Consider the following 25,825-nt stretch of genomic DNA (forward strand, 5'->3'; position numbering starts at 1 on the left):
GCTTAGCCGACCAGCGGGGGTGTTCGCGGCGGCGCGACCCGACGCTGCGACACCGCTTCGTACGCGACACCAATACGCAGCAGGTCGAGGTCGGAATACGCGGCACCGGCGAAAGTGATTCCCACGGGCATCCGGATGTCGCCCATGAGTCCCATGGGCACCGTGACGGTCGGGATGCCCAGGTGCCGAATCGCGAGGTTGCCGTTCGCGACCCAGACACCGTTTCGCCAGCCTGCTGCCGCCGTGGCGGGGTTCGTTCCCATATCGGCGGCGCCCACGTCGGCGACCGCGGGGAAAGCTACGGCGTCGAGCTCGTTGGCCCGCATCCACTCTTCAAGGTCGATGCGGCGGGTTTCTTCGAGGCCGCGCACGCCCGCTTCGAGCTCGGGGATGTCGGTGAAGGTGTCGTAGGGATGGTCGCGCACCTGAGTCGGATAGACGGCGATGTCGTCTTCGAAGCCGTCGTAGCGATCATGCGGGGTGCCCGGTGTCGTCGGGAAGATTGTGCTTCCGTCGACACCCACGATGGTGTCGAAGTTCGGGTCGCCGTTGGCCTGGAGAAAGTCTTCCCACGCCCACGCCGAGAGGTCGACGATTTCGCGCTTGAGGAACTCGGGGCTCACCAGACCGCGGGTCGCGATCGTGGGGGCACCAGCCCGGTCGGCTTCGTAGTTCGAGACGATCGGAAAGTCGACCTCCACCACGGTGGCGCCGGCTGCTTCGAGGTCGCGACGCGCTTGGTCAAACAGGGTCAGGATGCTCGGGCGGGTGTCAATCGCGGTTCCTGTCGGACCACCGACTCCGCGCGTGCCCGAGCCCGCCTCGGTATCGCGGTTGATGTACATCCGGGGAACGCCGAAGCGCTTGCCCGCCAGCGGCAGCTCCACACCTTCAGGCGCGAGCGACAGATACGTTTCCGGTCGCAGGCTAGACGCCGCCGGGATCTCCACCCACGGCTGCGAGCGCCAGAAGTCACCACGGGCATCTTCGTCGTCGAACACGATGACGTCGAGCACGGCGAGCAGGTCGGCCATGGTGCGGGTGTGCGGCACGACGACATCCATCGTGGGCACGAGGGGCCAGTTGCCGCGCACCGAGATCACGCCGCGCGACGGCGTGTAGGCGCAGAGGGCATTGTTCGAGGCCGGTGCCCGGCCGCTCGACCAGGTCTCCTCACCGAGGCCGAAGGCCGCAAAACTCGCCGCGGTTGCCGTGCCCGATCCGTTTGACGATCCCGATCCGTACGCCGCGGTGAGGTACTCGGCGTTGTAGGGGCTCTCGGCACGGCCATACACGCCGGGCTGCATTCCGCCGTTGGCCATCGGGGGCATGTTGGTGAGGCCGAGGCAGATCGCGCCGCCCTCGCGCAGTGCCCCGATGGTGGCCGCATCCCGCATCGCCATGAGGTCGGCGAAGGCCGGGCTACCCGCTGCTGCCGTGAGCCCACGGTGCAAATAGCTGTCTTTCGCCGTGTACGGGATGCCGTCGAGTGGTCCTCGCAACTGGCCAGCGGCGCGCCGAGCATCCGACTCCCGCGCTTCGGCGAGCGCTTCCGGGTTCGGCACAACGACGGCGTTGAGTTTTGGCCCGCTGCGGTTATAGCGGTCGATGCGCGCGAGGTAGGCGGTGACGAGTTCTTCGCTCGTGAGAGTTCCTGCCGCGAGCGCCGCTTGCAGTTCGGCTATCGAGGCTTCAACGACGTCGAAGGTACTCATACGATCGCTCCCGGTTCTTGCGCGGCAGCAGCGCCGTCTGCGCTCACACTAACTCCGGGCACTTTCGGCTGCTGTTGGGTGATGCAGTGGATGCCGCCACCCCGCGCGAAGATTTCGCGGGAGTCGACCATCTGCACGGTACGGCCGGGATACGCGTCGGCCAGAATTTCGGCGGCTCGCGCATCCGCGACTTCATCGGCGAAGCCACAACCGATGACTCCACCGTTGACGACGAGGTGGTTGACGTAGCTGTAATCGACGAAGCCATGGTCGTCGCGAAGGGTGGAAGGGGCAGGTAACTCGACGATCTCGAACTCGCGCCCGGCAGCATCGCGCTGGCCTTCGAGAGCCGCCCGAATTTCGGCCATCACCTGATGGTCCGGATGCTCGGGGTTGGGTTGGGCGTGCAGCAGCACGCGCCCCGGCGATGCGATTGTCGCCACGATATCGACGTGCCCGTTGGTGCCGAAATCGTCATAGTCGCGGGTGAGCCCGCGCGGCAGCCAGACTGCATGAGTCGCGCCAATCGTGCGCAGCATCTCCTGCTCAACGCGTGCTCGATCAGCGAGCGGATTACGGCGCGGGTCGAGCTGCACCGTGTCGGTCAGCAAGACGGTGCCTTCGCCATCCACGTGTAGTCCGCCGCCCTCGGCAACGAGAAGCGAGCTAACGAGTTCGGCACCCGCAGCTTCCGCGACGAAACCACCGATCTCAGCCGACTTAGCCCACTCCGCCCACGCGGGAGCACCCCAACCGTTGAAGATCCAGTCGACAGCGCCGAGCACGCCCGGCCGCTCATCGTCGAGCACGAACGTGGGCCCGATGTCGCGCATCCAGAACTCGTCGAGCGGGGCCTCGAACAGCTCAATACTGCTGGCGAGCATCCGCCGAGCACGAAGCATTTCGGTGGGGTCAACCACCATTGACACAGGCTCAAACTGGGCGACGACGTTGGCCACATCGGCCCACGCGGCATAGCCGAGTTCTCGTTCGGCATCGGTCGCACCGAGCGTTTCGCCGACGCGCGGGAACGCCATCCACGTGCGCTCATGTTCAGCGGTTTCGGATGGCATTCTCCAGCTCATGACTAGCCTTTCGACGCTTCAATAATGGATGCCGCGAGCCGCTGTCCCACGCGAATAGCACCGTCAACGTGTTGGTACCCTTCCGCCGCGAGGTCGCTGGAGCCGAACTGAATTGGTCCCACCGGCTCAAGCTGCAGAGCGCCGTACCGCGTGAGCCCGCCGAGGTCGAAGCTCGCGGCATACGCACCGCGGGTCCACTCTTCGGAGGCCCAGTCGCTTTCGTAATACACGGCCGGAGTGAGTGCTTCGTCGCCGTAGTAGGTCGCGAGCGATTCGAGGATGCGCTGCTTGCGTTCGACCGGATCAAGCGCGAACAGTTCGTCGGCCTTCTCCCCCGACACAAAGCCCACGAGGGTGCCGCGCTCTTCGCCGTGGTTGGTGTTGTCGTACGCCTCGTGCACGATTTGGTACGGGCTAAAGGCTGTACCGGAAAGCCCGGCCGCGCGCCAGAACGGGGTCGCATAGGTCGCGTGCACCTTAATGACGAGACCGAGGGAGGAGTGCTGCTGCATTTGCTGGCGCATCCGAGGAAGGGCAGGAACGTAGTCAATGCGGTCGTAGAGGTTCGGTGGCACGGCAACAATCACGTGCTCGGCACGCACCGCTAGCTCGTCGCTCGTGACGGTCGCGCCCGTGGCATCCCATTCGATTCGGCGAACGGGCTGCGAAAGGCGAACAACGTCGCCACCCAGGGCGTCGGCCATGAGCAGCGGAACCTGCTGAAGCCCACCGACCACGCGCTTATCGAGAATGAAGTCGGCATCCACGAGGTTGCTGAAGCTGCCAGCACTGGCGGCCATGAGCAACGCCTGCAACAGCGAGAACGAGTGGGCAGGCTTCGTGAGCATCGCCTCGGCAACGTAGAGCGCAATGTTGTCGACAGCTTCGGCATCCGCACTCTGGCTTTCTAGCCAGCTGCGGTACGAGATGCGGTCGAATTCTGCGGCCAGCGGATGCTCCCACGGAGCCTGAAGGTCGAGCTCAGCCACGAGGGCGTCAAGCACCGTAATCAGTCGGGTGATCTCGGCTTCGGTTGCTTCGCCGGCGGGGAAGATGTCTCCGGTGAAGCGACGCGCAACACCATCGCGCGACACGTAGACGCTCTCGCCTTCGCGGTAGCGGGAGTAGGTTTCGAGGCCGAGTTCGGCGAGCATGTCGATGAGTGCGGTTTGGTCAGGCGAAACCCACTGGCCGCCGATCTCATACATCTGCCCGTCGATGTCGTTCGTCCAGAGACGACCACCAATGCGGTCACGCGCTTCAAGAACGATCACGCTCTTGCCCGCGCGAACGAGAGCCCGTGCTGCGGTAAGGCCTGTGGCGCCGGCTCCGACGATGACAACGTCGCGGTTAAAGGTGTTCATACCCTCCATTATTTACCACCTGTTCAATAAGAGTCAAGAACGGCTACACTTCGAGGATGGCAGCAGGCACAACTCGACGACGAAACGCCACCGAGCGAGCATCCGAAATTCGTGACGCGGCTCAGGCCATCGCCCTCGCCCGGGGACTTGCCGCGATCTCCTTGCGCAACCTCGCCGCCCACTGCGGAGTAACCGCCCCGCTCATCACGCACTACGAACCCAACATGGAAGCCCTAGTGGCTTCGACCTTCGCGTCGATCGCCGAAAAAGAGATCGCCGAAGTCGAGCGCTACGCTCTCGCGCCAGCCGAACCCCTCGATCAGATTCGAGCGCTCATTGAGGCCATCGCAGACCCGGCGCGCGATAACGTCGGCGAAGTCTGGACCGATGCGTGGAGCCTCGGCCGCCGCAACGACTCGCTCGCCGAAGCCGCTCGCCAGTCAATGGATTCCTGGCATGCGCTCGCCATCAGGATCATCCGCGCCGGTCAGGATGCCGGGCAGTTCGCCCCAGTCAACCCGGAGCGCGCCGCCCTCGTGCTCTTCGCCCTCGTTGATGCCACCTCGGCGTACCAACTTGTGAACTTCCGCACCCGCGAAACCCGAGAGTCGCTCGTGCGCGAAACCCTCGAAGACATGCTCGACATCCCGTTGGGCTAATTGTACGAACCGGTCCAAGCTGCGAAAAACCCGAGTTCCGAGTTCGATTCATTGAGCGGAATCCCGAAGTGTGTTTGAGTTATCAGCACGGAGGGGAGTAGTCCCCGCGAAGCTCATCGTCATTACGGTCGTGTCATCATGACCCGGTGCAGCTAGGGCCCGAAAGTGCTCGACGAGACCTCCAGAATTTCTAACATTCTGGAGTTGTTTCATGAACGTCCCTCTGTGGGCTTGGCTCGCCGTTATCGGCGTCATCCTCGTGATGCTCGCGATCGACCTGGTCGCGCATCACACCGCTCATGTCATTAGCGTGCGCGAAGCCGCAGCGTGGTCCGTGATCTGGGTCGCGTCCGGCGTGACCTTCGGTGGCATTATCTGGTGGCTGTTTGGTGCGGAATTCGGCCAGCAGTACTTTGCCGGCTTCGTTATCGAGAAGTCGCTTGCCGTTGACAACGTCTTCGTCTGGGCAATCATCTTCTCCGCCTTCGCCGTACCCCCACAGTTTCAGCACCGCGTGCTGTTCCTCGGGGTCATCGGTGCTCTCGTGTTTCGTGGCATCTTCATCGCCGCCGGTGCAGCCCTGCTCAGTAGCTTCGCGTGGGTGCTGTACGTATTCGGTGCCTTCTTGGTCTTCACGGGCGTCCAGATGCTGCGCAAACGAAACGAGCACTACGACCCCGAGAAATCCGTCGTGCTCAAGATCTTCCGTCGCCGCGTCCCCATGACGGATGCTTTCTACGGTCAGAAGTTCGTCGTGCGCAAGGCGGGCGTGCTGCTCGCTACCCCGCTGCTGGCCGTGCTGGTTCTTGTCGAGATCACCGACATCGTGTTCGCCGTTGACTCGATCCCGGCCATCTTCGCCGTCACCGACGAAGCGTTCCTTGTGTTCACCGCCAATGCCTTCGCGATCCTCGGCCTACGAGCAATGTACTTTCTGCTCGCTGACCTCATGCACCGTTTCATCTATCTGAAGATCGGCCTGGCTCTCTTGCTCGTCTGGGTCGGAATCAAGATGCTCCTGCTCGACGTGTATTACATCTCGACGACTCTGTCGCTCGGTGTGATTTTCGTCATCCTGGCCACGTCGATCGGCGCGAGCCTGTGGGCCACGCGCGGCCAGCCCCGCCACGCGATCGAGACCCCCGCGGGCGGCGGATTCCGGATGGCGACCGAAGACGAACTCGCCGAGGTCGATAGTGTGGCCACGTGAACCCATTACTTCCGGCAACCTATGACCTCGTTTACTCCCTATTTCTTGGCGGCTTTTTTCTGCTGAACCTCTTCATCTCGTTCTTGGTCGCCGGCTCAGCTAAGCGCAAAGATCGCAGCTTCGGATCGTTTTTCTGGCTATCGTTCGCCATGGGGTTCCTTATTCCGGCATTGGTAGTTGCCGCGCTGCCCTTCCGCGATGACGACCCCAACCGTCCAAGCAACAAGCCTCAGTTCTAGAGCTGCACCACGGCGCCAGCGCCCCCGCACGAAAAAGCCCCGCATTCACAAGGAATGCGGGGCTTTTGCTGGCGGTTCCGGTGGGCTGTGAACCCTCATTCCCTCCCTGTGCACAGGGTTATCGTCCTCAAATTCTCCGCATTTCCGGCATTTCGATCATGTCGTCGCACTTGAGACATTGCGGTTTTGTACCAAGTGTTGCCACTTTTCATCACGCGCTGCGTAGACGTGTTTGGGCGCGGAAGCGGCGAGCGAAGCCATGTGATGCAGCTCTACCGCGCAGTAATGGTTTTCCACGTATTCCGAGAACTCATCTCCCATCGCCAAACCGGCATCGTCATAGAACCCTGTCCGCGCAGCGCACCAACATGGCGGGATCAACGAAGCACGATTTTGGCGCTTTCGGCAGTTCTGCATGCCTCGTGCTCGACCGCGAGTGGCATCGTTAGGGTTCCTGCGTAACACGAGCAATGCTTGGTGTGTGCGAGTGGTGATGGGTTCGCCGCAGCCGGCGTATGCCGCGACGGACGCCCCGCTCGTATCGTGTGCGCAGCAATTCACTTGATGCGGGCTTGCATCAGCGATGGCACTCGGAGAATGGTTGAGGCGCCCACCCGGGGGCTGAGCATGGAGCCGTCGCTCTCGCTCTTGCCTGTGTCGCTCCCGCGGCCCGATGAGCAGGCGTCCAGTTCCATAGAGGTAATTAGCGGACAGTTTCGAGGACTCTGCCGACGGTCAGGAAATCGCTGCGGTCGCCCTCGTTGCAGCACCAACTTCCGACGACCTCGTAGTCGGTGTGAACTAATCCCGCCATTAGAAGTAGGAGGAACCCCGCCACAAAATTCAGAAAGCCACATCTCCACCTTGGGTGCCGGATGTGCCTCATGGACGGTCGTAGTTGGACAGAGTTTTGACCCGTCAATAGATAGTGATACTATCCGATAGTGCAAATATCCAAACCTTCCTGGCAAGCCGTCGCTCCTCTTTCTGCGGTGAAGTATTACCAACGCGAGGGGTTATTTCCTGAAGGAGTTCGATCTGCCCCCAATCAGGTCGAATACGAGGAGCTGCATGCCGAACGTGTTCGACTTACCCGTGCGTTGCTGGAAACGGCTGGCCCTTCGATCGCCGCGACGAAGGACATCATTCGGGCGCCGAATACTAAGGGTGCGCCGTTTGCCGAGATATTCAGCGTCGCATCGTACGCGATGGGCACACCGCGGGTTGTAGGGTCTCTTCCCCGTGACACCTCGCGGGGCACGTGATGCGCCTTGCCCGCTCACAGGGTTGGAAGTTCACCGACGATAGTCCCGGGATTGACCGCTCGGTGCGAGCCCTAGACGGATTAGACGCGATCGACTTAGACGCTCCGAGCGAGTATTTGGGCGCGTATGCATCAGCTGCAGCGACCGCGGCAGCTGCGGACCGTCACGCCCTGACCATGCTGTCGGACCCGCACCAGATAGCGGAATTTATGGTCGTCGGAACCGTTCTCGGAGATCCACTTTTTGCCGGACTGCGTCGCATCGCCCAGGAAGATGCTACCCACAAGTTTTTCCATACCAACCAGAATCGAGACAAGTCATGACCACTACCCAGCAGCTACACGTCGTCCTCGGCGGGAACGGGGTTATCGGGCGTGAGACCGTCCGAGCCCTCCTCCGCCGCGGCGAAAAGATAGCCTCAGTTGGCCGCCGGCCGTCCACCATCGACGGCGTGTCATCCATCACTGCGAACCTCCTGACCGCCGCGGACGTGGCACATGCCCTCACCGGCGCGCAGGTCGCGTATCTCACTGCGGGCCTGGCCTACTCGTCCACCATTTGGGCGCAGCAGTGGCCGATCATTCTTCGCAACAGCATCGACGCCGCGATCGCCAACAACACCCATCTCATCTACTTCGACAATGTTTACGCGTATGGGCTCGTCGACGGCCCCATGACGGAACTGAGCGCACTCCGCCCCGTCAGCAAGAAAGGTCGCATTCGAGCAGACGCGCTCACGGCCCTCCACACGGCGAAAGAAGAACGCGGGCTTTCCTTCACTGTCGCGCGCAGCGCCGACTTTTACGGCCCCGAGGCGACAACCAGCGCCTTCAACACTTTTGCCCTCGCCAAGATCGCGGCCGGCAAACCCGCAAGCTGGCTTTTCGATGCAGACCAACCGCACTCGCTCACCTACACACCCGATATCGGCGAGTCCCTCGCAATCCTCGGCACCCACCCCGCGGACAGCGGGAGCACCTGGCACGTCCCGACGGCGCCGGCGCTCACCGGCCGCGAATACCTGCACCTCGCCGGAGCACCCGACTCACGCATCAACGTGACGTCTGCAACGACCCTGCGAATCGGAGCTCTCTTCAACACTGCAGCGCGCGAAACCCTCGAGATGAGCTACCAATACACCGCACCGTATCTCTTTGACTCCACGGCCTTTGAAACCGTCTTCGGCATCTCACCAACACCCATCACAGCTGGCATCACCACGTCATTTGCAGCCGAAAGGGCCTCCTCATGAGCACCATAGTCACGCCGACCCAAATAGGGCCACTAGTGCCGTTTGAAAACAGGACCACTATTCGTATTTTCTACGATGCCGCATCGGCGGCGGGCTGGAGGAACAAGTTCGCGGCGTCTGGGTCAAAGGGGATGTATCCAACTTCATCGCAGATCACAACACTGCAGCGACGGAGCCGATAGATGTTCCTGATTGCTCTGGCGGATATCCGCAAGCGCGACTACTGACAAAGCTTTCGAGCGGGTCGCGGCTCACGACCTGCGGCACCGGATCACGCTAGGACACCTGCGATGTGCTGCCAGTTTGTTGCCAAATGGCGACATGCGGAAAGCAAAAGCCCCCTAACTTCCTTGTAAACACCAGGAAGTAGGGGGCTTTTCTTTGGCGGTACCGGTGGGATTTGAACCCACGGTGCGCTTTCACGCACACAACTTTTCGAGAGTTGCACCTTCGGCCGCTCGGACACGGTACCGGGAGAGAGTTTAGTACAGATATCGGTGACGTGCGTTCACGGGTTGCGGCGCATCCAGTTGAGGCAGTGCACGAGCAGGGCACTTGCTACGCAGAATGCGCCAGCGGTGATGCAGATCGGTGCTGCGACCTGAGCGAGGTTGAACAGCTCCCAGCTGTTTTCGTTGATGGTGCCACGACCATAGAGCCCCTTGAACGCCCACCACAGCCCTCCGACGCCGCTCGCCATGAGACCACCGCCCACCGCCCAGAGAACGTAGATCCAGGGGTTGCGGGCGAGACTTGTCGGCGTGGGGGTCGCGACAGGGTCTACGGATGCGGCCGCGTCATCCAGATACTGCGACTGCGGCGCCGCCGAGGGATGAGTGTCGCCGCTGGCCGGCGAAGGGCCACGTTCCCGGGCGGAGAGGGTGGCGGTCGCTGCCGCTGCTGTGGCGCGATCGTCGGCGGGGACTCGCGGAGTCGACGGCGCGACACTGGCGGGACCAGGTTGACGGTAGCTGTCGACGTTGCGGGCGGCGCGGGTGTTTTCTTCGCGCTGGCCGCCCTCCCCTGCTGCGTAACCTCGCTGAAAAACGGGGTCGAATCGGGGGTCAATGTTTTTGTCTTTCGCCACGGTGCTCCCTTGTTCGCTCCCTCATCGTAGGCGGGAAGCATCCATAAGTCGCGCATTCCTCAAAAAAGATCGAGGAGTGCGGCGCGCCCTCTCCCGCACGCATTTCGCGCTCAGCGGATCTCTAGTTGCCCCGATAGATTGGGGCCCGCATACCCCCCTAGGTATGCTTGGTTGATGAGCACTTCCCCCACGCACCGCACCCGCCGCATCCTCGTCATTGGCGGAGTTGCCGCCGGCATGTCCTTCGCCACCCGCATGCGCCGTCGCGATGAACACGCCGAGATCGTCATCTTTGAGCGCAGCGGTCACGTGTCGTTCGCCAACTGCGGCCTTGCCTACTACCTCGGCGGCGTCATCACCGACCGCGACGAACTTCTCCTGCAGACCCCCGCCAGCCTCGGCAGCCGTTTTGGCCTCGACGTGCGCGTGAACCACAACGTCACCGCTATCGACCCCACCCAACGCAGCATCACCGTGCACAACCACGTCGACGACACCATCAGCACCGAAAGCTACGACGAGCTCGTCATTGCAACGGGCGCGAGCGCGGTCATCCCCGCTATCGCCGGCAGTGAGCGGATGCTCGTGCTGCGCAATATCGAAGACGTCGACCTGCTCCAGTCCTCCCTCGACGCCCTCGACCCGGCGACTGCGAACGTCGTCGTCTTGGGTGCCGGCTACATCGGCATCGAGATGGCCGAGAACCTCGCCAAGCGCGGGCTTAGCGTCACGCTCGTGCAGCGCCCCGCCCACGTTCTGGCAACCTTCGATTCCGAGATGGTGACCCCGATTGAAGCGCACCTGCGCGAGAACGGTGTTGCCCTCCACCTCGGCACGGAAGCGATCGCGATGGATGACACCTCCGTCCAGCTCAGCGACGGCTCCAGCCTTGCCGCAGACCTCGTCGTTGCGGCCGTTGGGGTGCGACCCGACAACGGGCTCGCCGTGCACGCTGGCCTCGCTACGGGGCCAACGGGCGGCATCCGAGTCAGTGCGGGGTATCAGACCAGCGCACCCCATATCTATGCGATCGGCGATGTTGCCGAGAAGGTCGGGGCCATCACTGGCGAGCACGAACTCGTTGCGCTCGCCGGGCCGGCCAACCGTGACGGCCGCTACCTTGCCGACACTCTCGCCGGGGATAACGTGCACTCGAAGCCAGCACTGGGCACCGCCATCGTCGGCGTTTTCGATCTCACTGCCGCCAGCCTCGGTTCGACCGAACGCGCGCTTCGTGCTGCCGGTCGCGACATTCGCGTGATTCACACCCACCCGGTTTCTCACGCTGGCTACTACCCGGGCGCTCAATCGTTGTCACTCAAGCTCATCGTCGACGCCAACACCGATCTCATCTTGGGAGCCCAAGTTGTCGGTCGCGAGGGTGTCGATAAGCGAATGGATGTGATTGCCACCGCCACGAGCGTCGGCCTCACCGCGAGTGCTCTCGCCGACCTCGAACTCGCCTATGCGCCGCAGTATGGTTCAGCGAAAGACCCGATCAACCACCTCGGCTATGTCGCCAAGAACCTCCGTGATGACCTGAGTGCCTCGATCCAGTGGCACGAAATCGCTGCCGAGCTTGAGGCCGGCACTGTGCTGGTGGATGTTCGCACCCCCGCCGAATTCGAGCGCGGCGCCATCCCGCACGCCGTCAATATCCCGCTCGACGATCTGCGCGCCCGCTTTGGTGAGCTCGATGACCGCCGCGTGATCGTGCACTGCCAGGTCGGACAGCGCGGCCACACCGCCGTGCGCATCCTGACGCAGCACGGCATCGACGCCGTCAACCTCGATGGCGGCTACCGCACGTGGCTCGCCGCGAACGCGTAACTTACCCCTCCCCCGTACCCACCTGATCCACGTCACTCCCAAGGAATCCCCCATGAACACCGTTACACCCCAGACCCTCTCCGAACTCACCAACCCTGTCGTTATTGACGTGCGCGAACCCGTCGAATACGTTTCGGGGCATGCGCCAAAGGCCGCCAGTATTCCGCTCGGAGAACTCGTTGCTCGCGTCGAAGAACTCGACCGCGACGAGACCGTCTACGTCATCTGCGAAAGCGGCGGCCGCAGTGCTCAGGCCGTCGAATGGCTCAACGCCCAGGGCTTCGACGCCGTCAACATCGAGGGCGGAACCTCCGCCTGGCGTACCGCTGGTCTACCCGTTACGAAAGGCAATTAGTCATGACCACCTCTGAAATCGCTGCCTCCACGGATGCCGCTACCGGGCACGACCCCGAAGCGATGCGCAAGGTGATGAACCGCCTCAAGCGCGCCGAAGGTCAACTGCACGCCCTCATCCAGTCGATGGGAGCCGAGTCGAACTGCAAAGACGTCGTGACGCAACTCGCTGCCGTCAGCAAGGCACTCGATCGCGCTGGCTTCATGATCATCGCGAACGCCCTGCAATCATGCTCGACGGATGATGCGGATGGCGAGGGCAGCCACGATGGAATGTCCCCGGCAGATATCGAGAAGCTGTTCCTCACTCTCGCCTAACAGTGTCGGTCGTGCCGCCTAGGGTTGAAACATGGCCCGAGCTGTAAGTAATTTTCGCTGCACTGAGTGCGGCTGGACGAGCATCAAATGGGTTGGCCGCTGCGGCGAATGCCAGCAGTGGGGCACCGTGACCGATGCGGGCGCAGCAACAGGCATCACCAAGCGTGTGGCCACCGTTGCCGTCTCTGACACGAGCGGCGCACGCTCCATCACCGAGATCGGTGCCGAGTCCGTTGCGCACTGGCCGAGCGGCATCGCGGAGTTCGACCGCGTGCTCGGCGGCGGTGTCGTGCCCGGCGCTGCCATTCTGTTGAGTGGTGAACCCGGCGTCGGCAAGTCAACACTGCTGCTCGAAGTGGCATCGCGGGCTGCGGCATCCGGTCAGCGTGTTCTCTACGTCACGGCCGAAGAGTCGGTCAGCCAAGTTCGCTTGCGCGCCGAACGCACCAACGCCCTGCACCCTTCGCTGTTCTTGGCCGCCGAAACCGATCTCGGCACGATCCTCGGTCAGATCGATCACGTCAAGCCACAACTCGTGATCGTCGACTCCGTGCAAACTGTTGCCTCCGCCGCGACCGAAGGTATCGCCGGCGGGCCATCGCAAGTGCGCGAAGTCGCCTCCACACTCATCCGGGTTAGCAAAGACCAGAACCTGCCCATTCTGCTCGTTGGCCATGTCACCAAAGACGGCACCATTGCGGGCCCACGACTGCTCGAACACCTCGTGGATGTCGTGCTCCAGTTCGAAGGCGACCGCCAGACGGCGCTGCGCTTTGTCCGCGCCCACAAGAACCGTTTTGGCTCCACCGAAGAAGTCGGCTGCTTCGAGATGACCGGCGAAGGAATCGCCGAAGTCTCCGATCCCAGCGGGCTCTTCCTCTCCCACGCCCGCCAACCCGTGAGTGGCACGTGTGTCACGATCGCCCTCGAGGGCAGGCGCGCCCTGCCTGTTGAGGTGCAGGCGCTCATCGTGAAGTCTCAAGCTCCCCAACCGCGTCGCGTCGTCAACGGCGTCGATGCCTCACGAGTGGCCATGTTGCTCGCGGTGCTTGAGCGGCGAGCGGGTATTCCCCTATCGACATTCGATGTCTATGTGTCGACGGTGGGCGGCATCCGCGTCACCGAGCCCGGAGCGGATCTCGCGATTGCACTGGCAATCGCCAGTGCCTACAAAGACAAAGCGTTCTCCGCCACGATGGCCGTTGTCGGCGAAATCAGTTTGGCCGGCGAAATTCGGCCAGCATCGTCAGCGAAACAGCGACTGGCAGAAGCGGCACGGCTGGGCTTCGACACAGTCATTGATGCCGACGCTGCCCACGTTCGCGAAGCCCTCCGCTTGGCCTTCGCCGGGGCGACCGAAGAACGCGTGCACATCCCCGAGTTCTGAGCCGACGAGTCACGCTCCTCCCCCAGAACGCAGCAACGGCGGCCCATCCGAAGATGAGCCGCCGTTGCGACGCTAGGTGGTGAACTGTTGGCTAGCCGAACAGGGTCCAGAGACCCCAGTCCTCTACGCGCCAGCTGATCCAGCCGTTCTCACGCTGCAAGCTGACCAGGATCGAGTCGCTCTGGCCATTGGCGGGCTTCACTGCACGACACGTGAACGTGTCGCCCATGAGAACCGGCGGAGTTGCGGGGCAAGAAAGCTCGATGTTTGCGCCGAGCGTCGCAGCCTGAGCCTGAATCGAACTCTCGATCTGGTTGCTGAACGTCTGCGGAATCAAGGAGATGAGGAGTCCAGGAAGGATCAACATTCCGATAACCAGCGAAACGATCGTACCGGCCCACGTGGCGATCGGCGCGATGCCCTTGCCCGTCTCCTTCATGGTGCGCAGACCACGAACCACTAGGTAAACCGGTGCGGTCAGGAATGCCCACGCAGCGTTTGCTGGTTTTTCGTGACCCCACACCTGCAGCAGCAGGTTGTCGTAGGCGGCGAGGCCAAGAACGACGATGTACGGAGCAATCCAGACGACGAGCAGCAGCGGCAAGTTGCTACCGAGGCCGGCGCCTGCAATCAGGAACATGCTGGTCAGAAGCTGAACAAGTGGAAGGATCGCGATGAGCCAGACAGCCGCGTTGTACGTGCGGTGTTGGCGGATCTCGCGCTCGGGTGCCTCTTCTTCCTCGGCGTAAGCGCTGAGGGTGGATGCACCAGGCATCGAGTTCGCGTGGGCGTTAGCCGACTTCGGCAGCAGCATTGGCTCATCGGCCTGTTGCGCGTCGTCAATGGGTGCCTCGAGCTCACGCAATGTCATTGCGAGAAGCGGCTGAGCACTCAGTTCGTCGTGAACTGCTGCAGTCTCGGGCTCCGGCTCGCTACGAGTCTCGGTCCTGAGGTAGTCACCGGTGTCATGACGTTCACGATCGCGCTGTTCGCGCCGCGACGGAAGCTCGTCTACGTCGTCGTCATAGTCATCGTCGGCGAACGCCAGCTTGGTAGCTGGCTGCACAACGATAGGGGCACGTGCATCTGAGGTGTGCTCAGTCCAGGCTTGGGCATCCCACCAGCGCAACTGGGGCAAGCCGAGAGGGTCTGGGTACCATCCCGCTGGCACACCGAAACTGTTGTCTTCCACGTTGAACAGAGTAACCGTCACAGACAAGGGATAGAAAGGCCTGTTTATAACATTGATGCCGCTGCGAGTCTGGATGTAACCCTAAAGAGTGCCGAAATGGGCCTTAAATGGTCTATTTTGGGGTGTTTGTCCCCTGAACTGGGTCAGAAGCCTGATTCCTCCCGGAAGGCAAATATTTGCCCCAAGCCCGTCAACAAGCAGTCGGTCTAGGAAAGAGTGAGGGCATCCAAGATGTCATCGGGCGATGCTTGCATCGTGTGGGGGCCCGCTACGTCGAACCAGACCGACTCCAGAACGCCTCGATTGGTCTCAAGGAACGCGCGCAAATCATCTGCACGATAGGCGACGACCTGATGGTCAGTCTCCTCCGGCAGCATGGCCACATAGGCCTCAACCGACGAGAACAGCAAGAGCATGTATTTGTCTGCTTCACCGCGCCGGAACACTCGCACTTGCGCTTCGTTCTCGCTCGACGCTGCGGCGTCATCCGTCGCATCCGTCGCATCCGTCAGCAACGGCACCATGACTCGGTCGTTGCGCAGCGCCAGAGCAACCGCTACGGGGTCGCCAGCTTCGAGAGCTTGAGCGAGCAAGGGGGAACTGAATTCGGCGCTCTGCGCCGCGGAGGTTGAGGAAGCCATGGCCTATCCGGGTTAGTTCAGCAAGAACTGTTTGGTGCTGTCAGACGCGATATCACCAAGCGAGACCTCAAGGTGGTAGCTGGCGCCACCCGCGGTAACAACGGGGCGGTCTGACTCGCAGGTGTCGGTGGCGGACCGGGTGCGATCCCACTCGATCGAACTCGACTGCACCGGCACACCAGGCTGCAACACGACCGTGCCCGGCTCGCCTTCGGTCTGGCAGTGCTTTGAGTTCCAAATTTCATCGCTACCACTGGTGACAACAAACTCTTGGATGTCGCTGCCGGCCTCGATAGCGCACGGCTCTGTCATGGTGCTCTTGATAGAGAACGACAGCTGCGGGTTCTGGCCCTCGGCGTAGCTTGATTCGTCGGTGATCGCCTCAAGGGTGAGCTTCGCGGGATCGCAGACAAGCGAGCCAGAGGCATCAGTGGCGGCTGGCGTGCTGGATTCGGCGGCTGAGGGATCCGTCGTCGACGTCGTTGTAGACGTGGATGCGGGGTCCGATGAGGCCTTAGGGCCGAAGACAATCAACAAGATGATGGCGATGACGGCAAGGAGTCCTAGCCCGACGATCAAGCGCCGGCGCCAGTAGACGCTGCTTGACTGCGGGCCGACAGGGTTCCTAAACGTCGACATACCGCAAGGCTAAACGTCTGAGGCCACTAAAGGTGCTTCAGCATGCGCGTGTTGCCGAGGGTGTTGGGTTTTACACGGGAAAGATCCAGAAATTCGGCCACACCCTCGTCAGGCGAGAGCGCTAACTGCGCAAATACGGTCGGATCGACGATTTCTTCCTCAACCGGCTCAAAGCCATGGCGCTGAAAGAAACCGGTTTCGAAGGTCAGGCAGAACAACCGGTCAAGACCCAGCGCGCGAGCATCCGCTTCAATCTGATCCATGAGCGCATGGCCGACGCCCTTTCCCAGCCATTCGGAGGCGACAGCGAGGGTGCGCACTTCGGCCAGGTCGTGCCACATCACGTGGAGGGCACCGCATCCGACAACGGAGCCGTCGGGCGCGACGGCCACCCGAAACTCTTGGACTGCCTCGTAAAAGACGACAAGGTCTTTACCGAGCAGGATGCGCTCGTTCACCAAGGGCTCGATAAGGCTCTGGATGGCCCGCACATCATGCGTTCGTGCCGGGCGGATGCTGAAGGTGGTCACGCAGTAACGGTACCGCTCAGGGGCGCACAGCCCCACACCGCGCGACGAGTTTCGCCGAACACCTGCTCCCGCCGGCAGCGGGGCGATTGCCAGGTGGCTGGTTCCGTTAACGACGAAGCGGCTGCCCGGCACCAGAAGGTGTCGTGCAGCCGCTGTCGTGTGGCTAGTGCCGCGGTGGCAAGGTCGGAGGCTTAGGCCTCGACCTCAGCCGGCTCCTTTTCGGGGAGACCAGGCTGGCGGCTCGTGACGAACACGAACTTGTTGTCAACGAAGTCAACGTGTACGTGGTCGCCGGCGTTGAGCTCGCCGTGAAGGATCTTCTCGCTGAGCGCGTCTTCGACTTCGTGCTGCACTGCGCGGCGAAGCGGTCGTGCACCGAGAGTGGGGTCGAACCCAACTTCGATGAGACGCTCCTTGGCAGGAACAGTGATCTCGACGGTGAGGTCGCGATCCATCATGCGCTCAGAGAGACGCTTGATGAAGAGGTCAACGATCTGCAACAGTTCTGGCTTGCTCAGCTGCGGGAAGACGATGGTCTCGTCAACACGGTTGAGGAACTCAGGCTTGAAGTGCTTCTTGAGTTCTTCAACAACCTTGCCGCGCATGCGGTCGTAGCTTGTTGCCGAGTCACCTTCCACCTGGAAGCCCATGGGGCCAGCGGTGATGTCCTTCGTGCCGAGGTTGGTGGTCATGATGATGACGGTGTTCTTGAAGTCGATCACGCGACCCTGACCGTCGGTCAAGCGACCCTCTTCGAGGATCTGCAGGAGCGAGTTGAAGATGTCGGGGTGAGCCTTCTCGATCTCGTCGAACAGCACAACACTGAATGGCTTGCGGCGCACCTTCTCGGTGAGCTGGCCACCCTCTTCGAATCCAACGAATCCGGGAGGGGCACCGAACAAACGTGAAACGGTGTGCTTTTCGCCGTACTCACTCATGTCGAGCGAGATCATGGCCGACTCATCGTCGAACAGGAACTCTGCAAGAGCCTTCGCGAGCTCAGTCTTACCGACACCGGTCGGACCGGCGAAGATGAACGAACCACTTGGACGGTTGGGGTCCTTGAGGCCTGCACGCGTGCGGCGGATGGTCTTGGAGAGAACCGAGATGGCTTCCTCTTGACCAATGACGCGCATGTGAAGTGCCTTCTCCATGAAGATAAGGCGGCTGGACTCTTCTTCGGTGAGCTTGAAGACGGGGATGCCGGTTGCTGCTGCCAGAACTTCGGCAATCAGACCTTCATCCACGATTCCGCTCGCGCCAACGTCGCCCGACTTCCACTGCTTCTCGAGGCGAAGACGCTCGCCGAGGAGCTTCTTCTCTTCGTCGCGCAGGCTAGCGGCCTTCTCGAAGTCTTGGTCTTCGATGGCGCCTTCCTTACGCGAGCGAACGTCGGCGATCTTGTCGTCGAATTCGCGCAGCTCAGGAGGTGCCGACAGGATCGACAGACGCAGACGTGCGCCGGCCTCGTCGAGCAGGTCGATGGCCTTGTCTGGCAGGAAACGGTCGGCGACGTAACGGTCGGCGAGGTTCGCTGCGGCAACAATGGCACCGTCGGTGATGGATACCTTGTGGAACGACTCGTACTTGTCGCGCAGTCCCTTAAGGATGTTGATGGTGTGCGGCAGGTTAGGTTCGTGCACCTGCACGGACTGGAAGCGGCGCTCAAGCGCGGCATCCTTCTCAAAGTGCTTGCGGTATTCGTCGAGGGTCGTCGCACCAATGGTCTGGAGCTCGCCACGAGCCAAAAGCGGCTTGAGGATAGAGGCTGCGTCGATGGCACCTTCAGCAGCGCCGGCACCCACGAGGCTGTGGATCTCGTCAATAAAGACGATGATGTCGCCGCGGGTGCGGATCTCCTTGGTGACCTTCTTGAGTCGCTCTTCGAAGTCACCGCGGTAGCGGCTACCAGCGATGAGGCTTCCGAGGTCGAGCGAGTAGAGCTGCTTGTCTTTCAGCGTCTCGGGAACGTCGCCAGCAACGATCGCGTTGGCGAGGCCTTCAACAACAGCCGTCTTACCGACACCGGGTTCACCGATGAGGACGGGGTTGTTCTTGGTGCGGCGGGAGAGGATCTGCATAACGCGTTCCATCTCCTTCTCGCGACCAATAACGGGGTCGAGCTTGCCATCGCGAGCCGCCTGAGTGAGGTTGCGGCCGAACTGGTCAAGAACCTGCGATCCCTTGTCGGGCGCAGACTCGTTGCCACCAACGGCAACCGCCTCTTTGCCCTGGAAGCTACCGAGGAGCTGGATGACCTGCTGGCGAACCTTGTTGAGGTCAGCGCCGAGCTTCACGAGCACCTGAGCGGCAACGCCTTCACCCTCGCGGATGAGGCCCAACAGGATGTGCTCGGTGCCGATGTAGTTGTGACCGAGCTGAAGCGCTTCGCGCAGGCTCAGCTCAAGTACCTTCTTGGCACGCGGCGTAAAGGGGATGTGGCCGGTCGGCTGCTGCTGACCCTGGCCAATAATGTCTTGCACTTGCTCGCGCACGGAGTCGAGCGAAATACCCAAAGACTCAAGCGCCTTTGCGGCAACGCCTTCACCCTCGTGGATGAGGCCAAGCAAAATGTGCTCTGTGCCGATGTAGTTGTGGTTGAGCATCTTGGCCTCTTCTTGGGCCAAAACGACTACACGACGGGCGCGGTCGGTAAATCTCTCAAACATCTCTTCACTCCTTAGATACCGCTACAGATTCGGTACCGATGTAAAGAGACTAACCAGAGAAATCGCGAAATAGGCCCCTGTTCGCCCTAGGCGTGACTGTGCTGGGTTGCTGCTCAGGAATGCACGCGCCGGGGCCAGCAAGCCGATGCACGGATGTCACCCCTTCACTCATAAAAGTCGGGGATGCACTGCCCCGGCGCTGCGCCTTCCAGCAGTGTGACGCCGCTCGCCTGGATCGCGTCAAAGAGTGCTTGGTCGTCAGCTGACTTTTGGACTGTTCCCTCGCAGGTCGAGGTGTGGAAGGAGAAGTCTCGGTCGAAGGAGAAGTGCTGGAAATGGAACCCGGCGAGTTGAGAGGAGGCTGCGGCAGCAGCGACAATCGCGGGCCAATCTTCCTCGTGGTATTCCGAGAACAGTAGATCCACTTGGCGGCCCTGCTGCGCTGTGGGGTCGGCATCCCAGCGAATCCCGGCTCCTTCGGGGAAACTATCGCCGTCGTCAGGCTCAGCAGTGAGCCACGCATTGGTGCGCAACGAAAATAGGCCGCTGAGCCGCTCCGCAAGATTAAGCACCTCGCGCGGTGGAAGCGAACCCGACGACTGCAAGCCCGGAATGGACCAGAACTCAAACACTCCGTTGCCCGCTGCGGAGAGCGCACCAGCGGGATTGCCTTCAGGAGAAGTAAGGGCCGCAAGCGCGTCGTAGTGGTCGATCACGTGGCGTAGCGGCTGCAGCGGGTGAGTGTCGGTCGGAGCCGAAATCACGCGCATGTAATCATCCCTGAAAAAGACGGTCGTTTGGAGATTCATCCTCATATCGAGTTCCATCACGGCTGTAATTTCGCGCCAATAACGATAGTTCTCGACGACTTCATCGCGAGGAAGGCCGAGGCCCGACACAGTGAACCCGGCATCGTCGTCGCCGTCGAGCCGGATGCTGAACGAGATCGGCAGCCCAGGGCCTTCACCGTTGCCGTCGTACTGATTCATGGTCGAGGCGATGACCCCCAATTGCTGCTCCGCGAAAGCCTCGCTCACACCCACCTCGATCGTCGCGAAGCTCTCCCAGAAGGGGTTCGGAGTTGCCGTCCACGACACCTTGCTCACCCCCGGGATCCTCCTGAGCTCGACGAGGCTTTCCATGAAATCGCGCTGCTGCGATTCGGAGAACCCCTCGATGCGGAGGTCGGATGCCTCATCACCGAGCGCAGTGCACCCACCGAGCGCGAGCAAAACGACGGCCATCACCATGCTCGTCACGCGCCGAGGAAAATTCATGACTCAAGCTTACGTTTCACCGGTGCCGCTGAGGGCCCATCGCTAAATGCTGGGCCGTCGCCCCATTATCGCGACTGCGGATAGTTGGGGACACAGCGCCCCGGCGCCAGATCCTCCAATGAGGCAAGACCGCCCTCGCGCAACGCAGCGAAGAGCAGTTCGTCGTCGGCTGTCTGCTCGATCGTGCCTTCGCAGGGGGAAGTGTGAAAACGAAACTCGCGCTCGGGCGAGGCATAGCCGAAGTCAAAGCCGGTGACTTGAGCAGTGCCTGCGGCAGCGGCGACGATTGCCGGCCACTCGTCATCGCGGTACTCAGCGCTATTGACTGCTACCTCTCGGCCGTGCAGTGCAGCTTCGTTGTCAATCCACTGCACCAGCGCGCCAGCCGCGGCGAGAGCGGCTGGATAGTCGTAGTCGAGGCCGAGCCACGCATTCTCTTGCAACGGAAAAGAGCGGCCGAGGGCGGCAACGAGTTCGATGACATCCCTCGGCGGTAGGTGGTTAGAGGCATTGAGCCCGGGGAGTGCCCACATCTCGTACTTGCGACCCTGCGCTGCAGCCACGCCGATGCCACCACTGCTCTGCTCCGAAGACACTGTCGCGAGCGCGTCGTACTTGATCAGCATGTGAGCGATAGTTTCTCGCGAGACCGCGCCGTTGCCCGGGCCTATGATTCGCGAGTACGAAGCCTCGTCGTAGGCGTCGGTCAACAGCACCATCGTCAGCTCAGCGCCGAACGCTTGCTCAAGCGCTCGCCAATAGTTGAAGTTGCTGATGACGAAGTCTGGGTAAAGTCCAAGGCCGGCCACCCGAAAACGACCGGCGGATTCTCCCGCCACCCGAATCGTGAACGCTACCGGGATGCCGTACGAGGGATAGCCGTCGGATACACGGCGCAACGTTTCGACGACGGCAACCGTTTGGGCCTCAGCGAACTCTTCGCTCACCTCGACATCGATCATGACGGGGCTCTCCCACATCACACCGGAGATCGGGGCTTGCGAGACTTCCCCGATGCCCTCAATTTCCTTTAGTTCAGTGGTGCTCTCGGCAAGGAACTCCTCGTACGAAGCGACCAGCCCGGCACCGTCGAGATCGGCTGCGTCATCGCTCAAGGACGAGCACCCCGCCAGCGCGGGCGCAAGCAACGACAGCGCCGCCAGCGCACTCACAATCCGCCGCCGAAAATTCATTATTCGCCCTCATCTTCCATCGCCCGCGAAGCCACCAAGGACCGCTATCGGCATCACTGCTCGGGGAAGCACATGCCAGCGCCAGCGCCGGGAGCAAGCTGTGCTCCGGAAGAAGAAACAGCCTGGAAGAAAGTGTCGTCATTGGCGGTGGCCTCGACCGATCCGCTGCACGCGGAGGTATGGAAACTAAATCCTCGATCGCCGGCGCGAAACAGGAAGTTGATGTTCTCCATTTGGCCAGTGCGAGTCGCAGCTTGAAGTGCCGCTTTCCACGTCTCGTCGGTGTCCTCGTTGCTCACCACAGAGATCTCGGAAATCCCGTCGAGCACTCCTGGTGTTGCCCACGTCGCCTGGAACCCTTCGGGATAGTCGGCATCTCCAAGGCTCGAGTCGCCAACCTTCGAGTTGTCCCGCAAAGGGATCACTGCGCGAAGATCAGTGACGAGCTCCACGAACTCCAGCGGAGCAAGTTCGTCTGGCGAATAAATGCCGGCCACAGACCAGCTCGTGTGGTTCTGCTCTGATTCGCTCGCGAGCTGTTGCAGAGCTGTGTAATTTTCGACCACGCGGTCTGCCGCTGCATCGAAATCTGATTCCTCTGGGATAAAAACCGAGCGAAAACTGCCGCCGAAACCGTCAACGTTTTGCAGATTCACACTGAGTTCGGTCCCTGCCGCCGCAGATGCCGCTCGCCAAAACTCAAAACTCTCAACGAATGTCTCCGTCGACTCGGGGAGACCCGACGTTTCTAGAACCCCAGCGGAATCGTCGGCGAGCGCAAGTGTGAAACTCGGTAAGAACGCAGCTCGCTCAAAATCGGTGTATCCCTCTCGAAATTGTTCGGCAATTCGCTCCAATTCGGCGCCTTCGATCGCCGACGCCGCAATCACGCTCACGTCGCCGGAATCCCCCACCACGGGATCACTCGTGTAGTCGTACGACGCCTCGTCCACACCCTCTAGTTCCGCCAGTTCAGAAACCATCCGAGACAGCGCGGCGTGAGCAATGACACCTTCCCCGGCCGAGGTCACGGCCTGCTCGATCAGTGAGCAACCGCCCAAAACGAAGGAAAGAGCAACGGCGCCCGAGATGAGTGCGGGCAGGCGTCGAGAACTTGTCATGATTTAAGAGTACTTTTCCGGTCGCGATTCGGCCTGCCCCCGAAAGGGTTGCGGCGCGCTTCATAACCAAAGTTAATCATTCTGTAACGTTATGCGGGTGGTGTTTACCCATAAGGTGTCGTTATGCAGGACGCACCGCACGAATCCGCCACCCTTGACGAACTGACGCGCGCGCTCGACCTTCACATGCTGCGCAGCCTCGTCGCCATCCAAGAGACCGGCAGCGTTTCGGCCGCCGCACGGCGCCTCGGCTTCAGCCAGCCCGCCATCACCCAACATCTCAAGCGCAGCGAAGCTCGCCTGAACATCGCCCTCGTCGCGCGCACTCCGCGTGGCATGGAACTCACCGAAGCCGGCGCCCTGCTCGCCCGCCACGCTCCGCGCATCGATGCCGCCATCACGGCCGCAGCCAGCGACCTCACCGCTCACCTCGGACTCGACCGGGGCGCTGTGCGTCTCGCCGCGTTCCCCGCCGCCGTCGCCAGCATCATCGCGCCACTACTCTCGCGGCTCGATCGCGAGTTTCCGGGCATCCACGTTGAATTCAGCGAAGCAGCACCGGATGCCGCCCTCAGCGCCGTCGCCGAAGGTCGCGCTGACATCGCCCTCGACTACCGCTACGCGAGCGACCACACCATCGCATCGAGCTCGCACACGAGCCCGGAGGGACTGCGATCGCGCTTCCTGCTCTCCGAAAACGTGCTCGCGATTGTGCCTCGGGCCACCGCCGATCAGCTCGGGGCGTCAGCCAGCGTTGCGGGGCTTCTTCCGTTTACGTGGATCGGCGGCCCGGCTACCTGCACCGAGCAGCTTGTTGCCGTCGCGACCGCCCTCGGCGAAAACCCCACCCTGCGGCACGATGTGACGACCACCGGCGCAGCACTCGCGCTCGTGGCATCCGGCATCGGTGTGACGTTCCTCTCAGAACTCGCCTTAGCCACTACCGCCTTGCCCGACGGCGTCGTGGCCCTCGAATTGCAACCCAAGCTTCGTCGACGCATCTATGCGACAACGCTCGACGACTCCGCCGACACTCCAAGCATCGCAGTGGCCCTTCGGCTGCTGGCCATGCGAGAGGTGGCCCGGAAAACCAACAGTGACCGCGCGGCACTGTCACAGCACTCGCACCTCCAACGCGCGAAATTTGCATCCTCTCCTTTTTCACCTCCTGTAACGCTCACCGAAAGGCACGAACTTCGCATGAGATCGACTAACTCCACCTTGGCTAAGGGGGCTCGGGCGTCCACAGTCGCCGTCGCTGCCTCGGCCCTGTTGCTCGCTGGCTGCGCCACGTCGAGCACTCCGACCGGCGACGGCAACATTGACACCATCACGGTTGCCCTGCCCGGATCCCTCTCGAGCCTCTATGTGGGCGCCGAGAGCGGCATCCTCAACTACTACATTGCCTCCATCACTCAAGAAGGTCTTGTCTCGATCGACGCCGACGGGGCCCTGCAGCCCGGCCTCGCCGAATCGTGGGACCAGCCGGACGACGTGACCTACGTTTACGAGCTGCGCGACGATGCGATGTTCCAAGACGGCACCCCGGTGACCGCCGACGACGTTGTGTTCAGCCTCGAGCAGGCGCGCGACGAAACCAGCTCGCCCGGCCTTTCGTACTACCTGGGTGGCGTGGAGAGCGTCGAGAAGACCGGCGACCTCGAAGTCACCGTGACCCTCTCGGCCCCTGATGCAGCATTCGCCGCCAACATGAGCACGGGTGGCGCGGCCTTCATCACTTCGCAAAAGTTCTGGGAAGAGAACAACGGCGAAGTCGGCACCAGCAGCGCCCTGCTTCTGGGCTCGGGCCCCTACAAGGTCACCGAGTTCGTGCCCGACTCGCACGTTAACTTCGAACGCGTTGACAGCTGGTGGGGCGACCTTCCCGAGGTGAAGAACATCAACGTGAAGTTCATCCCGGATGAGGGAACTCGTCTTCTTGCCGCCCAGTCTGGCGACATCGATGTGGCGTTCAACGTGCCACTCGCGCAGTCGACCCAGTGGGAAGACCTCAACAACATGCGCGTCGACTACGTCAACGACCTCTCTTACGTCGGTATGTATTTCAACACCGCCCTCGAGCCGTTCAACGACCCGAAGGTGCGCGAAGCATTCGCCCACAGTGTTGACCGCACCACGATCGTCGACAAACTGCTGCGCGGCCACGGCGAAGTAGCGACTGCCATCGCGACTCCCGAATCCCTCGGAAGTGTCTACAGTGCCGACGATGCGCGCGACCTGCTCGCGACCATCCCGCAGTACGACTTCGACCTCGATGCGGCTGCTGCAGCACTGGCCGCCTCGGACCACCCGGATGGCTTCGAGACCGACATTCTGTTCCCCTCCACGGGACCGCAGCTCGGCACCGCCGCTCAGTCGCTCGCCGAGAACCTCTCCAAGATCGGCATCACGCTGAACGTGCGTGAAGTTCCCATCGAGGAATGGCTCGCGAGCCTCGAACAAGACAGCAGCTACGGCGTTGGCCTCATGTGGTACTTCTCCACGCTGGGCGACCCTGCTGAAGTGTCGACGTACATGCTCGGCGACTACAACATCTCGAACTACGAGAACCCCGAAGTTCTCTCGCTGTTCGAACGTGTCGGCGCTGAGACCGACCCCTCTGCCCGCATCGACCTCCTCATCGAGGCCGAAACGCTGCAGGCAGAAGACATCATCAGCGTTCCACTCTGGTGGGGACAGTCCGCAACCGCGTTCTCCAAGGACATCGACATGAGTAGCTACAGCTCATTCGCGTTCATCTCCGCGTGGCCGACCCTGCTCACCCCCGCTGGATAATC

Annotated in this window: 23 protein-coding genes and 1 tRNA gene; 10 read left to right on the top strand and 14 right to left on the bottom strand. The window is 61.9% G+C overall.

Annotated features, from left to right (window positions below):
• Positions 1-2: 2 nt before the first annotated feature.
• Genes I6E81_RS06490 through I6E81_RS06500 form a run of 3 tightly spaced genes read right to left on the bottom strand, consistent with a single transcriptional unit; the run spans position 3 to position 4,164 of the window.
• A complete protein-coding gene (locus I6E81_RS06490) occupies positions 3-1,715 on the bottom strand; it encodes an amidase (protein ID WP_197106533.1) in 1,713 nt (570 codons plus the stop codon).
• Positions 1,712-2,800 carry an agmatine/peptidylarginine deiminase gene (locus I6E81_RS06495; protein ID WP_197106534.1) on the bottom strand — a complete coding sequence of 363 codons (1,089 nt, stop codon included), beginning with the start codon at positions 2,798-2,800 and terminating at the stop codon, positions 1,712-1,714. Before I6E81_RS06495 ends, I6E81_RS06490 begins: the two co-directional genes overlap by 4 nt.
• Positions 2,801-2,802: 2 nt before the next feature.
• On the bottom strand, positions 2,803-4,164 hold the full coding sequence (locus tag I6E81_RS06500) for an NAD(P)/FAD-dependent oxidoreductase (RefSeq protein ID WP_197106535.1): 1,362 nt from the start codon (positions 4,162-4,164) through the stop codon (positions 2,803-2,805).
• 56 nt (positions 4,165-4,220) lie between these two features.
• Between I6E81_RS06500 and I6E81_RS06505 the strand changes: the two genes are divergently transcribed.
• From I6E81_RS06505 to I6E81_RS06525, 5 genes are all read left to right on the top strand, one after another.
• Positions 4,221-4,823 (top strand): TetR/AcrR family transcriptional regulator, encoded by a 603-nt coding sequence (locus I6E81_RS06505; RefSeq protein ID WP_197106536.1) that lies wholly within the window; start codon positions 4,221-4,223, stop codon positions 4,821-4,823.
• A 211-nt stretch (positions 4,824-5,034) separates the two neighbouring features.
• Complete coding sequence (locus I6E81_RS06510; RefSeq protein WP_197106537.1) at positions 5,035-6,033, top strand: TerC family protein; 999 nt, start codon at positions 5,035-5,037, stop codon at positions 6,031-6,033.
• Positions 6,030-6,272 (top strand): hypothetical protein, encoded by a 243-nt coding sequence (locus tag I6E81_RS06515; protein ID WP_197106538.1) that lies wholly within the window; start codon positions 6,030-6,032, stop codon positions 6,270-6,272. The genes I6E81_RS06510 and I6E81_RS06515 overlap by 4 nt, the downstream gene beginning before the upstream one ends.
• A 992-nt stretch (positions 6,273-7,264) precedes the next feature.
• On the top strand, positions 7,265-7,537 hold the full coding sequence (locus tag I6E81_RS14670) for a MerR family transcriptional regulator (protein WP_368855405.1): 273 nt from the start codon (positions 7,265-7,267) through the stop codon (positions 7,535-7,537).
• A gap of 319 nt (positions 7,538-7,856) precedes the next feature.
• Positions 7,857-8,789 carry an NAD-dependent epimerase/dehydratase family protein gene (locus I6E81_RS06525; protein ID WP_197106540.1) on the top strand — a complete coding sequence of 311 codons (933 nt, stop codon included), beginning with the start codon at positions 7,857-7,859 and terminating at the stop codon, positions 8,787-8,789.
• A gap of 70 nt (positions 8,790-8,859) precedes the next feature.
• Here I6E81_RS06525 and I6E81_RS14675 read toward each other — a convergent pair whose 3' ends face one another.
• The 3 genes from I6E81_RS14675 to I6E81_RS06535 form a co-directional block, all read right to left on the bottom strand.
• Complete coding sequence (locus I6E81_RS14675; protein ID WP_368855406.1) at positions 8,860-8,946, bottom strand: hypothetical protein; 87 nt, start codon at positions 8,944-8,946, stop codon at positions 8,860-8,862.
• Positions 8,947-9,171: 225 nt separating this feature from the next.
• Positions 9,172-9,261: transfer RNA gene (locus tag I6E81_RS06530), tRNA-Ser, on the bottom strand.
• Positions 9,262-9,297: 36 nt separating this feature from the next.
• Positions 9,298-9,876 (bottom strand): hypothetical protein, encoded by a 579-nt coding sequence (locus tag I6E81_RS06535; protein ID WP_197106541.1) that lies wholly within the window; start codon positions 9,874-9,876, stop codon positions 9,298-9,300.
• A gap of 174 nt (positions 9,877-10,050) precedes the next feature.
• On the opposite strand from I6E81_RS06535, the gene I6E81_RS06540 reads away from it, so the two are divergent.
• The 4 genes from I6E81_RS06540 to radA are packed head-to-tail and all read left to right on the top strand — an operon-like array spanning position 10,051 to position 13,765.
• Positions 10,051-11,706, top strand: a complete 1,656-nt coding sequence (locus I6E81_RS06540; RefSeq protein WP_197106542.1) for an FAD-dependent oxidoreductase — start codon at positions 10,051-10,053, stop codon at positions 11,704-11,706.
• Positions 11,707-11,758: 52 nt separating this feature from the next.
• A complete protein-coding gene (locus I6E81_RS06545; RefSeq protein ID WP_197106543.1) occupies positions 11,759-12,061 on the top strand; it encodes a rhodanese-like domain-containing protein in 303 nt (100 codons plus the stop codon).
• Positions 12,062-12,063: 2 nt separating this feature from the next.
• Positions 12,064-12,378: a metal-sensitive transcriptional regulator gene (locus I6E81_RS06550; RefSeq protein WP_197106544.1), complete on the top strand. Its 315-nt coding sequence runs from the start codon at positions 12,064-12,066 to the stop codon at positions 12,376-12,378.
• 31 nt (positions 12,379-12,409) lie between these two features.
• Positions 12,410-13,765 carry a DNA repair protein RadA gene (radA, locus tag I6E81_RS06555; protein WP_197106545.1) on the top strand — a complete coding sequence of 452 codons (1,356 nt, stop codon included), beginning with the start codon at positions 12,410-12,412 and terminating at the stop codon, positions 13,763-13,765.
• Between the two features lie 91 nt (positions 13,766-13,856).
• Here the strand turns inward: radA and I6E81_RS06560 are convergent, their stop codons facing one another.
• From I6E81_RS06560 to I6E81_RS06595, 8 genes are all read right to left on the bottom strand, one after another.
• The gene (locus I6E81_RS06560) at positions 13,857-14,957 is read right to left on the bottom strand and encodes a DUF2510 domain-containing protein (RefSeq protein WP_197106546.1); all 1,101 of its coding nucleotides are present in this window, start codon (positions 14,955-14,957) and stop codon (positions 13,857-13,859) included.
• A gap of 206 nt (positions 14,958-15,163) precedes the next feature.
• The gene (locus I6E81_RS06565) at positions 15,164-15,598 is read right to left on the bottom strand and encodes an SseB family protein (RefSeq protein ID WP_197106547.1); all 435 of its coding nucleotides are present in this window, start codon (positions 15,596-15,598) and stop codon (positions 15,164-15,166) included.
• A gap of 12 nt (positions 15,599-15,610) precedes the next feature.
• Positions 15,611-16,237, bottom strand: coding sequence for a hypothetical protein (locus tag I6E81_RS06570; protein ID WP_231599639.1), 627 nt, complete (start codon positions 16,235-16,237; stop codon positions 15,611-15,613).
• Positions 16,238-16,263: 26 nt separating this feature from the next.
• Positions 16,264-16,767 carry an amino-acid N-acetyltransferase gene (locus tag I6E81_RS06575; RefSeq protein ID WP_197106548.1) on the bottom strand — a complete coding sequence of 168 codons (504 nt, stop codon included), beginning with the start codon at positions 16,765-16,767 and terminating at the stop codon, positions 16,264-16,266.
• A 191-nt stretch (positions 16,768-16,958) separates the two neighbouring features.
• Entirely contained in the window at positions 16,959-19,436 is a 2,478-nt protein-coding gene (locus I6E81_RS06580; protein ID WP_197106549.1) for an ATP-dependent Clp protease ATP-binding subunit, read from the bottom strand.
• Between the two features lie 164 nt (positions 19,437-19,600).
• Positions 19,601-20,713 (bottom strand): hypothetical protein, encoded by a 1,113-nt coding sequence (locus I6E81_RS06585; RefSeq protein ID WP_197106550.1) that lies wholly within the window; start codon positions 20,711-20,713, stop codon positions 19,601-19,603.
• Between the two features lie 65 nt (positions 20,714-20,778).
• Positions 20,779-21,906 carry a hypothetical protein gene (locus tag I6E81_RS06590; RefSeq protein WP_197106551.1) on the bottom strand — a complete coding sequence of 376 codons (1,128 nt, stop codon included), beginning with the start codon at positions 21,904-21,906 and terminating at the stop codon, positions 20,779-20,781.
• Positions 21,907-21,959: 53 nt separating this feature from the next.
• The gene (locus I6E81_RS06595) at positions 21,960-23,027 is read right to left on the bottom strand and encodes a hypothetical protein (protein ID WP_197106552.1); all 1,068 of its coding nucleotides are present in this window, start codon (positions 23,025-23,027) and stop codon (positions 21,960-21,962) included.
• Positions 23,028-23,150: 123 nt separating this feature from the next.
• Here I6E81_RS06595 and I6E81_RS06600 point away from each other — a divergent pair, with 123 nt between their 5' ends.
• On the top strand, positions 23,151-25,823 hold the full coding sequence (locus I6E81_RS06600; RefSeq protein WP_197106553.1) for an ABC transporter substrate-binding protein: 2,673 nt from the start codon (positions 23,151-23,153) through the stop codon (positions 25,821-25,823).
• The last annotated feature ends 2 nt before the right edge of the window (positions 25,824-25,825 follow it).

Origin of the sequence: Salinibacterium sp. NG22, assembly GCF_015864925.1 — a bacterium.
Taxonomy (GTDB): Bacteria; Actinomycetota; Actinomycetes; order Actinomycetales; family Microbacteriaceae; genus Rhodoglobus.

Bases quoted from the DNA above. Each gene is read 5' to 3' on its own strand.
- I6E81_RS06565 (WP_197106547.1), bottom strand. From the start codon at position 15,598: ATGGCTTCCTCAACCTCCGCGGCGCAGAGCGCCGAATTCAGTTCCCCC.
- radA (WP_197106545.1), top strand. From the start codon at position 12,410: ATGGCCCGAGCTGTAAGTAATTTTCGCTGCACTGAGTGCGGCTGGACG.
- I6E81_RS06540 (WP_197106542.1), top strand. From the start codon at position 10,051: ATGAGCACTTCCCCCACGCACCGCACCCGCCGCATCCTCGTCATTGGC.
- I6E81_RS06510 (WP_197106537.1), top strand. From the start codon at position 5,035: ATGAACGTCCCTCTGTGGGCTTGGCTCGCCGTTATCGGCGTCATCCTC.
- I6E81_RS06600 (WP_197106553.1), top strand. From the start codon at position 23,151: ATGCAGGACGCACCGCACGAATCCGCCACCCTTGACGAACTGACGCGC.
- I6E81_RS06550 (WP_197106544.1), top strand. From the start codon at position 12,064: ATGACCACCTCTGAAATCGCTGCCTCCACGGATGCCGCTACCGGGCAC.
- I6E81_RS06525 (WP_197106540.1), top strand. From the start codon at position 7,857: ATGACCACTACCCAGCAGCTACACGTCGTCCTCGGCGGGAACGGGGTT.
- I6E81_RS06595 (WP_197106552.1), bottom strand. From the start codon at position 23,027: ATGACAAGTTCTCGACGCCTGCCCGCACTCATCTCGGGCGCCGTTGCT.
- I6E81_RS06495 (WP_197106534.1), bottom strand. From the start codon at position 2,800: ATGAGCTGGAGAATGCCATCCGAAACCGCTGAACATGAGCGCACGTGG.
- I6E81_RS06585 (WP_197106550.1), bottom strand. From the start codon at position 20,713: ATGAATTTTCCTCGGCGCGTGACGAGCATGGTGATGGCCGTCGTTTTG.
- I6E81_RS06545 (WP_197106543.1), top strand. From the start codon at position 11,759: ATGAACACCGTTACACCCCAGACCCTCTCCGAACTCACCAACCCTGTC.
- I6E81_RS06580 (WP_197106549.1), bottom strand. From the start codon at position 19,436: ATGTTTGAGAGATTTACCGACCGCGCCCGTCGTGTAGTCGTTTTGGCC.
- I6E81_RS06505 (WP_197106536.1), top strand. From the start codon at position 4,221: ATGGCAGCAGGCACAACTCGACGACGAAACGCCACCGAGCGAGCATCC.
- I6E81_RS06570 (WP_231599639.1), bottom strand. From the start codon at position 16,237: ATGTCGACGTTTAGGAACCCTGTCGGCCCGCAGTCAAGCAGCGTCTAC.
- I6E81_RS06500 (WP_197106535.1), bottom strand. From the start codon at position 4,164: ATGAACACCTTTAACCGCGACGTTGTCATCGTCGGAGCCGGCGCCACA.
- I6E81_RS06590 (WP_197106551.1), bottom strand. From the start codon at position 21,906: ATGAATTTTCGGCGGCGGATTGTGAGTGCGCTGGCGGCGCTGTCGTTG.
- I6E81_RS06490 (WP_197106533.1), bottom strand. From the start codon at position 1,715: ATGAGTACCTTCGACGTCGTTGAAGCCTCGATAGCCGAACTGCAAGCG.